The organism is Arsenophonus endosymbiont of Aphis craccivora (assembly GCF_013460135.1).
Lineage (GTDB): Bacteria > Pseudomonadota > Gammaproteobacteria > Enterobacterales > Enterobacteriaceae > Arsenophonus > Arsenophonus nilaparvatae.
Genome location: NZ_CP038155.1, coordinates 1,171,150 through 1,186,312, shown reverse-complemented (window position 1 = coordinate 1,186,312; position 15,163 = coordinate 1,171,150). Strand labels below are relative to the sequence as shown.

4 protein-coding genes and 9 pseudogenes are annotated in these 15,163 nt (G+C 41.8%); all 13 read right to left on the bottom strand.

From position 1 onward, the window contains the following. The 13 genes and pseudogenes from menH to nuoG all read right to left on the bottom strand — a co-directional run bounded on the left by menH (position 1) and on the right by nuoG (position 15,098). Positions 1–774 (bottom strand): annotated as a pseudogene (gene menH / locus E3U36_RS06265) (2-succinyl-6-hydroxy-2,4-cyclohexadiene-1-carboxylate synthase). After that, positions 774–2,447 (bottom strand): annotated as a pseudogene (menD, locus tag E3U36_RS06260) (2-succinyl-5-enolpyruvyl-6-hydroxy-3-cyclohexene-1-carboxylic-acid synthase). The pseudogenes menH and menD overlap by 1 nt, the downstream one beginning before the upstream one ends. Positions 2,448–2,563: 116 nt before the next feature. Continuing rightward, positions 2,564–3,880: pseudogene (locus tag E3U36_RS12585) on the bottom strand (isochorismate synthase). Positions 3,881–4,081: 201 nt separating this feature from the next. Beyond that, positions 4,082–5,536, bottom strand: a complete 1,455-nt coding sequence (gene nuoN / locus E3U36_RS06250; protein WP_180817451.1) for an NADH-quinone oxidoreductase subunit NuoN — start codon at positions 5,534–5,536, stop codon at positions 4,082–4,084. A 6-nt stretch (positions 5,537–5,542) separates the two neighbouring features. Continuing rightward, positions 5,543–7,060 (bottom strand): annotated as a pseudogene (gene nuoM, locus E3U36_RS06245) (NADH-quinone oxidoreductase subunit M). 19 nt (positions 7,061–7,079) lie between these two features. Beyond that, positions 7,080–8,927, bottom strand: a complete 1,848-nt coding sequence (gene nuoL / locus E3U36_RS06240; RefSeq protein WP_180817450.1) for an NADH-quinone oxidoreductase subunit L — start codon at positions 8,925–8,927, stop codon at positions 7,080–7,082. Continuing rightward, positions 8,924–9,226 (bottom strand): annotated as a pseudogene (gene nuoK, locus E3U36_RS06235) (NADH-quinone oxidoreductase subunit NuoK). Before nuoK ends, nuoL begins: the two are co-directional and overlap by 4 nt. Continuing rightward, positions 9,223–9,570: pseudogene (locus E3U36_RS06230) on the bottom strand (NADH-quinone oxidoreductase subunit J); the annotation flags it as partial. The pseudogenes E3U36_RS06230 and nuoK, both read right to left, overlap by 4 nt. A 36-nt stretch (positions 9,571–9,606) precedes the next feature. After that, positions 9,607–10,527: pseudogene (locus E3U36_RS06225) on the bottom strand (IS5 family transposase). Between the two features lie 56 nt (positions 10,528–10,583). Beyond that, positions 10,584–10,820: pseudogene (locus E3U36_RS06215) on the bottom strand (NADH-quinone oxidoreductase subunit J); the annotation flags it as partial. A 12-nt stretch (positions 10,821–10,832) separates the two neighbouring features. Next, entirely contained in the window at positions 10,833–11,375 is a 543-nt protein-coding gene (gene nuoI / locus E3U36_RS06210; protein WP_180817447.1) for an NADH-quinone oxidoreductase subunit NuoI, read from the bottom strand. A 17-nt stretch (positions 11,376–11,392) separates the two neighbouring features. After that, positions 11,393–12,366 (bottom strand): annotated as a pseudogene (gene nuoH / locus E3U36_RS06205) (NADH-quinone oxidoreductase subunit NuoH). Continuing rightward, the gene (nuoG, locus tag E3U36_RS06200) at positions 12,366–15,098 is read right to left on the bottom strand and encodes an NADH-quinone oxidoreductase subunit NuoG (protein ID WP_180817446.1); all 2,733 of its coding nucleotides are present in this window, start codon (positions 15,096–15,098) and stop codon (positions 12,366–12,368) included. The pseudogene nuoH and the gene nuoG overlap by 1 nt, the downstream one beginning before the upstream one ends. Positions 15,099–15,163 lie beyond the last annotated feature (65 nt).

Genomic DNA, 15,163 nt, shown 5'->3' with positions numbered 1-15,163 from the left:
TCAATTCCTTCCGTCAGAAAATGTTAAAAAACGCTCCACTGCTGTAGCATAAGCGACTGGATTACTACGATGGGCATTATGCCCAGCTCCAGGTATCCGGATAAGTGGTAACGAAAATTGTTGTGAGATAGAGCAAAATTTTTCGTCATACTCACCACAGAGGTAGCTGAACGGGTAGTTTCGCTGTAATAATTTATTGACTAAAAAAGGTTGTTTACCTAGTGAAGTCGTTTCCAATCAATGAGCTACATATTCACCACGGTTATTGCTGCGTTCAGTAATTAATTGTTGCCGTTGTTGGGTAGATAAATCATCAAAAACGGCTTGCTGATACCAGTCAGATAAGACACTATCCATTGGCTCACATCGAAAGCGTTTTGCCCAAGACTGATCATGCTTTATACGTAGCAGGCGATCCGTTGGCTGTGTTAAACCAACATTAGCCCCCTCAACAATCAAGCCTTTTAATTTAGTGGGTTGAAACTGACAGGCGTAATACATAGCAATTCTGCCACCCAACGAATAGCCGATTAGATAGTAACTATCAATTTGATTAGCCCCAATAGCCTGCTCAATTAGCCGATTTACGTGAGAAAAATCGGTTAATTGAATATGAGGTGAGCGCCCATGTCCCGGTAAGTCAATTGTAAGTAACGGACGATTAACGCATTTTTCTATAATAGGTAGCCATTCACTGCCGTTTCCAAGTAGACCATGTAACCAAACTAACCATGTTCCAGCACATTTTTCATGATATCTTCGCGTATATAGCATTATAATTCCATCATCTGGTTAACAAGCTGATTGAGTGTTCTCGCGCCTTCATCACCGGCTACTAACAATTCGATCATCAACGCCCTGCGGCCCTGCTGCCAATAATTGTTGATGGTATCTTTCAACTGAAGCCAATTTGATGGTGAGGCGTAAGATAGTCCAAACATAGCGGCCGCATGCTTAAATTGCAGATGATGAGTCAGGCAATAAAAACGTTCTCTTTCCATCTCAGGAGGAGGTAACATAGAGAATATTTGGCCACCATTATTATTCACCACAATCAACACCATGGGCGTCACGCAAGCACGTAATAAATTTAGACTATTTAAGTCATAAAGCGCTGAAATATCGCCGATAATCCCCAATGTGGGTTTTGCATTGGCAGCTTGCACACCGGCTAGCGTAGCAATCAAACCATCAATACCACTTGCTCCACGATTGCTATAAATTGGATAACTAGTCGGTAATTGGCCTAGAGCATCAATTAATCTGACAATCAAACTATTACCAACAAAAAGTTGCCCATCTGTCGGTAACAAATGTGCAAGTTGATGAGCAATAGCGGCCTCTGAAAATTGTTGAGCAAACTGTTTACTAACCGTGCTATGAACGTTATTGACAATTTCTGTCAATACATGCGCCCAAGGCAAACAGCTAATTGGCGGATGCGCAATTAACCAGTAAGATACGGTACCAACCAACCGCCTACCACGATGATGAGTCGGATCCAAACGACCGGGAATGCTATCAATAATCCAATATTCCTCTGGTTGGCATTGTGCTTGCCACTCTAATAAACGTTTACTGGTTAAACTTGAGCCAAACTGGACGACTAGCTCTACATTTTGCAGAATGTTTTTTGCCTCTGTTGCGGATAGCCAGAGATCAGCGCATGGTAAAGGTTGCCCAGTTTGTGATAAAACATCACTAATAACTGGCCAGCCTAGCATTTCTGCTCACTGGACAACTTTTTTTCCCTCATCAGGCCGCATTCTGCCCGCAATCACGAGACCTTTTTTTTGTCGCCAAATATGCCAATCAACAACTAATGCTAGTGAGCTGGATCTGGAACCTATCAACCAGGGTGTCGAAGATTGCCACCAACTAGCCAGTGAATTTTACCAGTCAATTTGTGCTGAGCTGTAACCATATAAAGGTTCAGCAAATGGGCAATTGATATGCAAAGTGCCGTGAGAAAGATTATTCATCGCATTGTCAATAGTGCTCACCAACCATTGTGCATTGATAGCTTGTGTTGGGTTAGGCAATGCTAATGTTTGTGCTGGATGATCAGCAAAAATAGCCGTTTGTCGTATAGCCTGATTAGCACCACAATCAATTAATTCAGCAGGTCTATCGGCGGTTAAAAAAATGATATTTTCACCGGTCAAGCCGGCTTCTATTAAAGCAGGATATAAGTTAGCTACTGCGGTACCAGAAGTAACAATAACCGCCACCGGTTTACTAATAACTTTAGATAAGCCTAAAGCAAAATAGCCCAACCCTCGCTCATCATAGTGAGTATGGCAAACTAATTTACTATGTGCCGCAGCTGCCAATGTCAATGGCGTAGAGCGAGAGCCTGGCGCAATACAAACATGACTTAAACCATGTCTGGTTAATGCTTCCAAAATGACTTCCGCCCATTGACGGTTAAAAACACTATGCGACATATATTACTTAAAGCAGAAATAAGAAATAAAATAATAACAATTTTAAGTAAAATTACGTGATTTTCCTTATTCCAGTTCAATAAAATGACGCTAAAAAATTATTTTTGTTGTTAATATCAACTTTCACAACAAAATATTTCTCTATTTAGCAATGTTTGTAAACCTGCGGCCTTATTTTCGACTTCAAGCCATTCTTGCTGCGGATCTGAATCCTTAACAATACCGGCGCCGGCATAAAGCCGAAGATGATCATAATTGATATGTGCACAACGCAAAGAAACCACAAATTCACTTTGATTTAGTGATAAATAACCGGCACTACCTGCGTACCAACCGCGGCAAATAGGCTCATTTTGCTGTAAAAAATTCTTGGCTATTTTCCTCGGTACACCGGCAACCGCAGCGGTTGGCTGTAAACGGTATAGACAGTCGCTATCGCTAGCATGATGTAACGTGACATGAATAAGACGACGCAAATGCTGAATTTTACGTCATAAAATAATATCAGGTGGGGAAACATCAATTTTTTCACTATTATTGTGCAATCTTTGGCAAATATCTTCCACCACCAGTAAATTTTCATGTTGATTGTTATCATCATGCATTAACCAATCGGAATTGGTTTTTCTGACTATGGGGTCTGATGAATTAACTACTGTTCCAGCTAATGCTTCAGTGTAAAGTTGTTGAAATTTACGATAATAAAGTCGCTCAGGAGTTGATGATAAAAAGGTATGTTGAGCGTTAAAGGACATCATAAAATGATAACATTTACCATTAACCGCTTTACTTGCCGACAGTAGACTTGCCGGATTTAACGGTTTGGTTAATTGAATATCCGTTTGACGGGCAATCACAACTTTATCCATACCCCCACTATTGATCAGTTCTACTGCCTGAGTGGTTAAATCGTGCGATTGTTGATATTCAGGAAGGTGTTGAATTCGCTTAATACGGCTATTAATAGGCAAGATGGGTTTGACTGATTGCAATTTGGATAAAAATTGCAGGGCATCTGGCAGATCTTGTTGATCAATAATATTGATAGCCAATATCCACTTTTCCTGACAATGACAAAACTCAATTCGTGGTAAAACAAAATAGCTATCATTACCAACAAAATCGGCATAATATTCCTTATCCGGCAGTGGCTGCCAAGCGTTCAATCCCCAGATAAGCATGGTTGGTATTGCTGTTTGTTGCTGTAAAAATTGTTCAGCATCAGCAATGTTGCTAAAATGTTTTACCTCACCGAGTAAAACCGCTTCTTCATGACCATCGCGATGATACCAATAAAATTGAGGATAAAATTGCTGACTGGCTAACCAATCTAAAGCAGGAAATGTGATATCAGCGGGTAAAGGGAATTCATATTGTCGCACACTTCCTGCATCGATTTGTTGTTCAGATAAAAATTGATGAACACTTGCCATAAACTCGGTAATATTAACCACTATTACTATCCTCTTGACTTGCCATCCAATAAATCATTTTATCAAGCCAATTGGCTAACCTCGTATTTATTCTGCTATTTGTATCTTTAGCAAACCATTGGTTAGTTTTTTCACTTTTGATAACATTGAGCGTAAAAAACCCAGAGATATTAGCGCTGGGTTATTAACGTATACTGATATTTATGCCGCCAAGGCAGCAACCGCAATCTCAAACAATGGTTGTGGCCATATTCCCAATAAAATTGTAATAACAGCACCCAAGAGCGCAAATAAAGTTGCTAAATTAACATTTGACTGTTTGTCAGATTGATTATTTGTTATTGGCTGACGGCTATATAGACTGGCCATAAAACGTAAATAATAGTATAAACCCATCGCACTACCGACAATAACGGCAGCCGTTAGCCACCACAGCTCAGCATTGATAGCGCTAATGATGAGATAAAATTTACCAATAAAACCTAAAGTAATCGGTATGCCAGCTAACGACAACATCATGATAGTCAAAATAATCGCTAGAACCGGTTGGCGCCAATATAATCCCCGATAAACACTAATATCGTCTTTATCATCGCCACAATAAGGACTGGATAGAATACTTACCACGCCAAAAGCCCCTAAATTAGCGAATAAATAGCCAATAAAGTAGATTGACACTGTAATTTGTGCTGCAACACTATCAGTCTGTACAGCAATTAACGGTAGTAGCAAATATCCCATATGGGCAATAGATGAGTAGCCTAACAGACGCTTAATACTCTGTTGTGAAATAGCCATCAAATTACCAAACAGTATAAAAGCAATGGCAATAACGCTGAGTACTGACAATAATGCCTGACTTTCTGCTAGGGGCGATGTCATCAGTAGACGCATTAAAACCGCAAAAATAGCGATCTTGCTGGCAGTTGCCAAAAATGTCGCAACTGGTGCAGGCGCACCTTGATAAACATCCGGCGTCCATAATTGGAATGGGACAAAAGAGAGTTTAAAACCAATACCAACCAACATCATACCTAAACCAACCATAAGGACTGGATAGTGAATAATATGCTCATTTAGGCTTGAACCTAATTTGGCAAAGGCTAAACTGCCTGATTCAGCATAAAGTAATGCCATACCGAACAATAAAAATGCAGAAGCAGCGGCGGATAGTAACATATATTTAATGCTAGCTTCTAATGAACGCTTCTGAGTACAGGCATAACCAACCAAGCCAAATAATGGCAATGAAATCAATTCAATACCAATAAATAAGGTTGCTAAATGATTAGCCATTGATAACAGAATCACGCCCGTTACCGCAATACTTAGTAATAAATAAAACTCTTCTTTATTATCCAGATACCCTGCAAGCCATCGATAGGCATAAATTGCTGTGCCAATACCGGCAATCAAAATCAGTATGCTATAGAAAAGTGAATATTTATCGACATAGATTAATGGCGTCACTTCAATCGGCAACCTATCTCCAATTAACAAGCAAGATAGCAGGGCAATAATAAAACCGGTTATTGTTAATGTGACATTGATTAAATGATGGCGTTGCCAGGCAATGGATAACATCACAATCACCACTAATAGCCCAACGATCAAAAGTGGTGACAATGCGATCAATTGTTCAAAAGTTATGGTCATGACGAATTATGGCCTTAATGTTGAAAATGAAATGGAATATAAACTGTGGAGTGATTCCATCACATTTTTTGAAGTATCTAACACCGGTTGCGGATAAAAACCTAATACAACTAATAACAGTGCTAATGTCAATAAAACCAACACCTCGCGACCATTTAAAGCAGGCAGTACTTTTTCCGATTTTGCAGTACCATAATAAACTTGTTGCATCATCCAAAGTGCATAAATAGATGCAAATACCACACCGAATACCATAATAATGGTCACCAATTTGAATTGGCCAAAAGTACCAAATAGGATCATAAACTCACCGACAAAATTTCCGGTACCCTGCATTCCTAAGGTTGCAACCGCAAAAAATAGTGATAGCGCAGGCAGCCACATGATCCGTTTCCATAATCCGCCCATCATGCGCATATCACGTGTTCCGGTGCGTTCATAAAGTTGACCACTAATAATGATCAAAGCCGCACCTGATAAGCCATTGGCTATCATCTGTAACATAGCTCCTTGGTAAGCAAGAATGGAGCCTGCATAAATGGCGACGGTAACAAACCCCATATGCGACAAACTACTATAAGCCACCAGACGTTTGATATCTGTCTATTTAAATGCTAACCATGCACCATAAAATATACTAATCACACCTAACGTCATGGCGATAGGGGTAAATTGAATCGATGCTTCAGGAAATAGCGGTAAAGTGAAACGCAATAAACCATAAGCGGCCGTTTTCAGCATGATACCTGAAATATCAACGGAGCCGGCCGTTGGGTATTGTTCCTGCGCGTCTGCCATCCATCCATGAAAAGGTACCAAAGGCATTTTTACCGCAAAGGCAATAAAAAACCCCAGCATCAATAAATACTGTGTCAGCGCTGACATTTTGGTATTTAACAGATCGTGATAGGCAAATGACCAATGACCCGATGATTGATAATGAATCAATGCCAATGCCACAATCGCCAGCAACATAATCAAGCCACTTGCTTGGGTATAAATAAAAAACTTAGTTGCAGCATTAACATGTACACGTTCTTCTGAGCCTTTATGTCCCCAATTAGCAATTAGGAAATACATCGGGATCAACATCATTTCCCAGAAGAAAAAAAACAAAAACAGATCCACCGCCATGAAAATTCCCATCACGCCGGCTAAAATCCACATCAAATGGAAGTGATAAGCACCCTGATTAGGTTGATTTTCACTCCACGAACTCAATATGGAAAAAATCCCCATAATAGCCGTTAGCACTATCATTAGTAATGATAAACCATCAATGGCTAGGGCAATATTAATACCTAATGGCGTGATCCATGGCATGAAAAAGATCGCCTGCCATTGGGGTAATACCAACGTATCAGGCAACGAATAATTTCCCTGCAACCAAAGTAATACAGAGAGGAGCAGAGTTAACCCCATCACAAGCAGTGCCAAATAGCGTGGTGCCCCTTTATTGAATCGTTCGGACAGCCAACATACACCACCGATGAAGGGGCGAAGTATTAGCCAAGGTAATAGCATGGCGCAATGTGTCCCTTAATTAAACCAGAAGTAACAGTGCTAACATCAACACTGCCCCTAACCCCATAGAAGCCAAATACCAACGGATCTGCCCATTCTGGCTTAAAGTTAAGCCTTTATTGCCCCAACGTGACATCACAGCGGGAATATTCATTAATGAATTGACAGGATCATTTGCCAATAATTGAGCAATTGCTTTAAATGGTTTTACAAAAATAAGGTTATAGAGTTGGTCAAATCCCCAAGCCTGATACCACCAAATAGTAAAGAAACGCCCTGCTGCGCTTTTAGCAATTGATTTAACAACCTTACGTTTGCCTATATAGAGGAATACCGCCAGTTCCAACCCCAATAATGCAACAATTGCTGAAATTATTTCCAGCCTCACTTTACCCGACTCATTGATTGTTTCATTGACAGGAAATATGCCCGCTAACGGTTGAACAATCTGTGCACCAATAACCGTAGATAAAACTGCTAATACCGCTAACGGCAGAGTATGACTAATACCACCGACAGTTTGAGCTGATGTCTGTTTTTTGCCATGGAAGACAATAAAAATCATACGGAAGGTATAAAGTGCGGTCATAAATGCACCAACTATACCAGCCCAGAGTAAAACTGTTTCTCCTTGAAGGGCTGCTCCCCATAAGATATCGTATTTGCTATAAAAACCGGCAGTAACTAGTGGTATTGCCGCTAGCGCGCCACCGCCGATTAAAAAACAACCATAAACAAAAGGTAACGTTTTACGTAAACCACCCATCTTGAATATATTTTGTTCATGGTGACAGGCAACAATCACTGAGCCAGCGGATAAAAAGAGTAAAGCTTTAAAGAAAGCGTGGGTCATTAAATGAAAAATAGCCGCATCCCAAGCCTGAACACCTAAAGCTAAAAACATATAACCTATTTGACTCATCGTCGAATAAGCTAATACGCGCTTGATATCTGTTTGTACTAAGGCCGCAAATCCAGCCAATATTAGGGTGACTGCACCAATAATAGCGACTAAGTGCAATATTTCCGGCGCCATCAAAAATAGGCTATGCGTGCGTGCGATTAAATAAACTTCAGCAGTTACCATTGTTGCGGCATGAATAAGCGCAGATACTGGAGTTGGCCCCGCCATTGCATCGGCTAACCAGGTCTGCAAAGGCAACTGAGCAGATTTACCGACCGCACCGCCAAGGATCATAAGCGTAGCCCAATTAATCAGCGAAGAGCCTGCACTAATTTGTTGTGGTACCAGTATGCTCAATTGATGGAAATTAAGGGTGCCAAATTGGTTATAGAGAATAAACATGTCAATAGCTAAAAATACATCACCAATCCGCGTGACAAAAAAAGCCTTCATGGCTGCTTTGCCATTTTCTGGATTGGTGTAATAAAAACCGATTAGCAAGTAACTACATAACCCGACGCCTTCCCAACCCAGGTACATTAGCATCATGTTATCAGCCAAAACTAAAACAACCATACTGGCAATAAACAAATTGGTATAAGCAAAAAAACGAGAATAACCTTCTTCACCACGCATATACCAAGAAGCGTATAGATGAATTAAAAAGCCGACGCCAGTCACAACTGCCAACATGGTTAACGATAAACCGTCAAATACCAGTGTAATTGGGATGTTCAAGTCGCCTACTGCTATCCAGTGCCACAATATTTGACGATCAGCATAACCACCGTCAGCATTATTAGCGCAAAAATCAATCGCTAGCCAAAATGTTACCAGTGCTGCCAACCCTACCGAACCAACCCCGATGATAGCGGACACATTTTCCGACAAACGTCCGCGAGAGAATGCGAGTAGTAGAAATCCCAATAGTGGCAGCAGAATGGTTAAATAGAGTAAATTCATCCGCGCATCTCACTGACTTCATCAATATTAAGGTTCTGGCGATGACGATGAAGTTGTAATAACAACGCCAATCCTATACTTGCTTCCGCGGCAGCCAAGCTAATCGTTAGAATATACATGACTTGGCAATCAGCTTGTCCCCAATCACTACCCGCCACCACAAAAGCCAATGCGGTTGAGTTAATCATTATTTCTAATCCAATTAACATAAAGAGAAGATTGCGCCGGATCAGCAGACAACTTAAACCTAAAACAAATCAAATTGCCGCTAAAATTAAACCGTGTTGCAGAAGGATCATACTTGTTCCTCAACATCCGAATGACTATCCAGAGAGTTAAGCCGCTTTTCACGCCCAATATGAAATGCCACGACAAGACCCGCCAATAACAGTAAAGAAATCAGTTCAACGGCCAATACGTAAGGACCAAATAACCTCATACCAACCTCCTTAGCACTAATCATCTGACCTTTTATCTGTCTATGTTTTATTGAAACAATGGCATAGATAATCACGCTAAGTAAAATTGCTGAAAGGATAGCTGGGCCAATCCATGCTTTTGGTTGTAGCCAGGCACGCTCCTGATCAACGACTGATTTACCTAAATTAAGCATAATGACCGGCTTTGTTGAATAAATCAGAATTAGCCGACAGGATGGCTCCCTCTGCTACACCTGTTATCAGATCCTGACGCTGTATGGCATACCCAACAACGTCATACGGTTCAGCGCTTTGACTATCGCCATTGCTTCACCTACCTGAGCCTCATAGTCACGCAGCCTCAGATGGCCACCCAGCAAAGTTTTTATGCGGAACATCGCTGTTTCTGCCACTGAACGCCGGTGATAACCCACTTTCTTTTTCCACATATCATTACTCCTGCTCAGACGCTGATTCGCCACCGCATGGTTACGTTCATGGTACTTGTCCGGCCAGTATTTCGCTCCGCTTCGCGGCGGGATAAGGGGCCTGATTTTCTTTCTTAGCAACGCGTCGTGGCAGTAACAGGCGTCATAAGCACCGTCTGCTGACACTTCCCTGATTTTCCGGTGGGTTTGGTTAATCAGGCCCGGCAGTGCCTGCGCATCTGTCGTTCCGCTGAGCGATAAGTCGGCACAGATAATCTCATGATTCACACTGTCTGCTGCCAGATGAAGCTTGCGCCACACTCTTCGTCTGTCAGCCCCATGCTGCCTGACTTTCCATTCACCTTCGCCAAAGACCTTCAGACCGGTACTGTCGATGACCAGATGCGAGATTTCACCACGCGGTGGCGTTTTTATGCTGATGTTGACGCTCTTTGCTCGTCTGCTGACCAGCTAGTAGTCCGGACAGCACAGCGGCTAAGACATGAGTTTAAAAATCGAATCAACGAAGCCCTGTAATGCCCGGAGTGACAGGTTAAACACACGCTTCATCATCAGGACAGTGGTAACAGCCATATCGCTGTAGTAAAGCGGCCGGCCACGACCTTCAGGCGAAGAACTGTCAGTCCATCCAGCGATGGCCGACTCATCAAGCCAGACCGTCAGGGAACCGCGTTGTCTGAGTGCCTTGTTGTACGCGGGCCAGTTGGTAATTTTAAACTTTTGCTTTGCCATGGGGACCTGATGTTGAAACGAATTTAGCGATCAGCTCCGCCAATCACCTAAAAGTTCGATTTATTCAACAAAGCCATAATGACCACAAACACAAACAGCACCATAATAGCCCCGGCATAGACGATAATCTCTAAGGCACCGGCAAAATAAGAACCAACCGAGAAGAAAACGATCGATAAAGCTAACAGAGAAACGATCAGATACAACAGCGCATGTACTGGATTGGTATGTGTTATTACCCTAAGCGTTGCCAAAATAGCCACCAATCCAGCGACATAAAATGCAAATTCCATAAACATCGCTCCTTATGGCAACAAATCTTTAACATTAATAGGCTTAGCTTTATTATCCGCTTCACCTTTATCTTTACCACTAATCGCCATACCCGTTTTGTGATAAAAATTATAATCTGGGTATTTACCTGGACCTGAAATCAACAAATCTTGTTTTTCATAGACCAAATCTTGGCGTTTATATTCCCCCATTTCAAAATCAGGCGTTAGTTGAATAGCGGTAGTCGGACAAGCCTCTTCACATAAACCGCAGAAAATACAACGGGAAAAATTGATCTGGAAAAGTTCTGGATACCAACGGCCATCTGGCTGTTCCGCTTTTTGTAATGAAATGCAGCCAACCGGACAAACTACCGCACATAAATTACAAGCCACACAACGTTCTTTACCGTCAGGATCTCGGGTCAATACAACACGCCCGCGATAACGAGGAGGTACATAAACCTGCTCCTCCGGGTAGATTTTCGTTTCACATTTATGAAAAGCATGTAGCCCGATCATACAAATACTACGTATCTGGGTGGCCAAACCAACCACTAACTCTTTTAATGTCATGGCTCAATCCTCCCTTATTAAGCGTTACATAGAATAACTGCTGCGGTTGCTAACAGATTGATCAACGTCAATGGCAAACACACTTTCCAACCAAAAGCCATCACTTGATCATAACGCGGACGTGGTAATGAGGCGCGAACAAGAATAAACATCACCATGAAGAAAGCTGTTTTTAATGCAAACCAAATAAAGCCAGGTAAAAATGGGCCAAGCCAGCCGCCGAAAAATAAGGTCACAATTAATGCAGAAACGGTGACAATACTGATATATTAGCCGACGAAAAACAGACCAAATTTCATACCGGAATATTCAATATGATAGCCATCGGCCAGTTCTTGTTCTGATTCAGGTTGATCAAATGGATGCCGGTGACAAACAGCAACACCCGAGATGACAAAGGTTAAAAAGCCGAAAAAGTGTGGAATAATATTCCATAATCCAGCTTGCGAATTGACAATATCAATTAAGTTAAAGGAGCCAGCTCGGGCAACGATCCCCATTAATGAAAGGCCGAGAAAAACTTCATAACTTAACGTCTGAGCTGAGGCGCGCATCGCGCCTAATAAAGAGTATTTATTATTACTTGACCAACCTGCAAACAGTACCGAATAAACCGCTAAGCCAGCCATCATGAAAAAAACAGCAGACATATATTAAGATCGGCAACATACCAAGTTGCGCTAACCGGAATAATGGCAAATACCAATAACATGGAACAAAAGGCAATTACTGGTGCCAACATAAAAATGCGCTTATCTGAAAATTGTGGGATCCAATCTTCTTTAAATAACATTTTAATCATATCAGCAGCAATCTGTAATGAGCCTCCCCAACCTACCCGATTAGGTCCATAACGATTCTGGAACAGTGCCAATAAACGACGTTCGCCAAAACTCATTAAAGCGCCGCAAATAACCACCACCAGCAAAACAACTATTGCTTGTAGAACAGCAATAATCGATGCGGTGACTTCAGCAGAAAATAGGGTCATTATGTCGCCCTCCGTAAATTTTTCACCGCCATACCTGCCATCGTTGGTGCAATCACAGGCATACCTAAAGGTAAACCAATCTGTCCTGGCGCCAAATGATAACTGAGACGAACTGGCAATCGATAAATTTGCCCACCATAACTGAATTCAAGCACTGTCCCAGCTTTAACAACCAGGTGTTCAGCATCCTGAATATTGAGCATAATGTAAGCTTCTGGCATACGTTGTTGTATTGCTTCAGCTCGCTGTGAGGTTTCATTGCTACCAAATAAATGATAGTAAGGTGCAATCGTCCATTGATTATCCTGCCGCTGCCAGGCAAGCGGAATAGCAGTAAAATAATCTAAGTGACTATCAGTTGAATCAAATAATCGGATCCCCGGATCGCCAAAACGTAAATGGCCACCGACTTCAGCTTGAAACTTAGTCCACGCTTGAGGTGAATTCCAGCCTGGCGACCATGCAAACGGAATTTGCTGGCGAATAGCGGTGGGGCTATTATTACCTTCCATCGAAAAAGCAAATGGCGTATCAATGTCACATGGTTGACCAGGTTCACTGACCTCTATATCAGCCAATATTGAGGTACGTCCACTATAACGCTGGGGCGAACGGGCTAATTTTTGTCCATGGATACGGAATGTGGCATTAGGTGCCGCATCGACAATAGCCGCAAACTGCGGCATAGCGGTTATACAGGCCTGTATAACATGATCTACTTGTGACCAATCGATTTGACGTGTTTTGAGCTCTGCCTGCAATGAATGTAACCAACGCCAACTTTCATTAATGGCAATATTAGGTTGGTAATAAGTCGGATCAAACACCTGAAAATAACGTTGCGCTCGACCTTCATTATTAATTAATGTTCCACTGCTTTCAGCAAAGCTGGCAGCTGGTAAAATCAGATCCGCCTGATCCATAATAGTAGTATGTTGATGATCCGCAACAATAAATTTATTCAGCTTTTTCAGAGCATTATTAACACTATCAACATCACTATGCCGATAAAGATCATTCTCCATTACTACCGCAGTATCAACTTCACCGGATGAAAGACGCTCCATTGCGATATCTAACGATTGAGCATTCATTAAAGCCAAGCCAAAGCTATTAGCTTCAGCTGCAATATAGCTAATTCCAACTTCGACATTTTTCGCTTTTAATGAAAAAGCAATATTAGCTGAGGCCTGGATAAGTGCTTCACTACCAGAATTACTACCACTAATAATAAGTGGCTTTTTGGCCTGCAATAACGCTGCAGCAACTAATTCAACATTTGCTTTAATATCCGCTGGCAAATCATCCACCGCTGGCGCTTTGCTGTCCAAAGCATGGGCAATAGCAAAGCCAAAGCCAGCTTGATCATCAACCGGCGCGCGATAATTTAATGCAGCACCATCATCTAAACGGCTATCATCAATATTAGTGATAAATAATGGGTATTTAGCCTGTTGGCCAATATTTAACACGGCGGCAATTTGCCAATCTGCCACTTTTTGTGCTTCAGCCATTGCCCTTGCTTTACCTTTAACCGCCTGACGAACCGCTAATGCTATACGAGCTCCAGTTTGGGTTAAATCCTCCCCCAAAACCAGCACTGCGTCATAATTTTCAATTTCACGCAATGTCGGCGTATAGACGCCTCCTTTTTGCAGAATATTAACCATTAGTTCGAGATGACGTTGTTCTGCTGTCGATATACCTGAATAAAAATTTTCTTCGCCAACCAGTGCCCGTAATGCATAATTGCTCTCGATACTAGCTCTTTGTGACCCAATACCGATAGTCTTTATTGCTTGGCGTAAAATTTTGGCGCCCGTTTGCATCGCCTCTATCAACGAAATAGTGTGTCGTTTTGCTTTTTTAACTAATTGAGGCTGACGAGGTCGATCTTTGCGATTAACATAACCGTAACCAAAGCGGCCACGATCACATAAAAAATAGTGATTTACCACCCCATTATAACGGTTTTCAATCCGGCGTAATTCACCATAACGTTCACCTGGTCTTGTATTACAACCAATACTACACTGTTGACATATACCTGTCGCAAATTGCATATCCCACTTGCGATTGTAACGTTCAGAATGGGTTGTATCAGTAAAAACCCCAGTTGGGCAGATCTCAACTAAATTGCCAGCAAATTCACTCTCTAGCGTACCGTCTTCCACCCGGCCAAAATAGACATGATTATGGGCGCTATAAACCCCCAGATCGGTGCCATCAGCATAATCTTTGTAATAACGAACACAACTAGAGCAAGCGATACAACGATTCATTTCGTGACCAATGAATGGACCTAGATCCTGATTATGATGTGTTCTTTTGGTAAAACGATATTTACGCATTGTATGACTAGTCATCACCGTTATATCTTGTAAATGGCAATTGCCGCCTTCTTCACAAACTGGGCAATCATGTGGATGATTTGTCATCAACCACTCAACAACACTTGCACGAAACTGTTTGGCTTCATCATCATCGATGGAAATATAGGTTCCATCAGAAGCCGGTTTCATGCAAGACATTACCAGACGACCACGTGTGTCGTCAGCATTTTGATATTGCTTAACTGCGCATTGACGGCAAGCACCAACACTTCCTAACGCTGGGTGCCAGCAAAAGTAAGGGATATCCAGGCCCAGAGAGAGACAGGCCGGCAATAGTGTTTCAGCCCCATTTACATCATATCGTTTGCCGTCTACATATATTGTAGCCATAGTCAGCATGCTTCCTAATGGCCTGCTTTTTCAGCAGGCGTTAATCAAAAATTCAGTCGACTTAAATATGTTTT

What these genes read in the sequence shown, in the direction of transcription:
- nuoN (WP_180817451.1), bottom strand. Translation starts at nt 5,536, where the DNA reads ATGACCATAACTTTTGAACAATTGATCGCATTGTCACCACTTTTGATC.
- nuoL (WP_180817450.1), bottom strand. Translation starts at nt 8,927, where the DNA reads ATGAATTTACTCTATTTAACCATTCTGCTGCCACTATTGGGATTTCTA.
- nuoI (WP_180817447.1), bottom strand. Translation starts at nt 11,375, where the DNA reads ATGACATTAAAAGAGTTAGTGGTTGGTTTGGCCACCCAGATACGTAGT.
- nuoG (WP_180817446.1), bottom strand. Translation starts at nt 15,098, where the DNA reads ATGCTGACTATGGCTACAATATATGTAGACGGCAAACGATATGATGTA.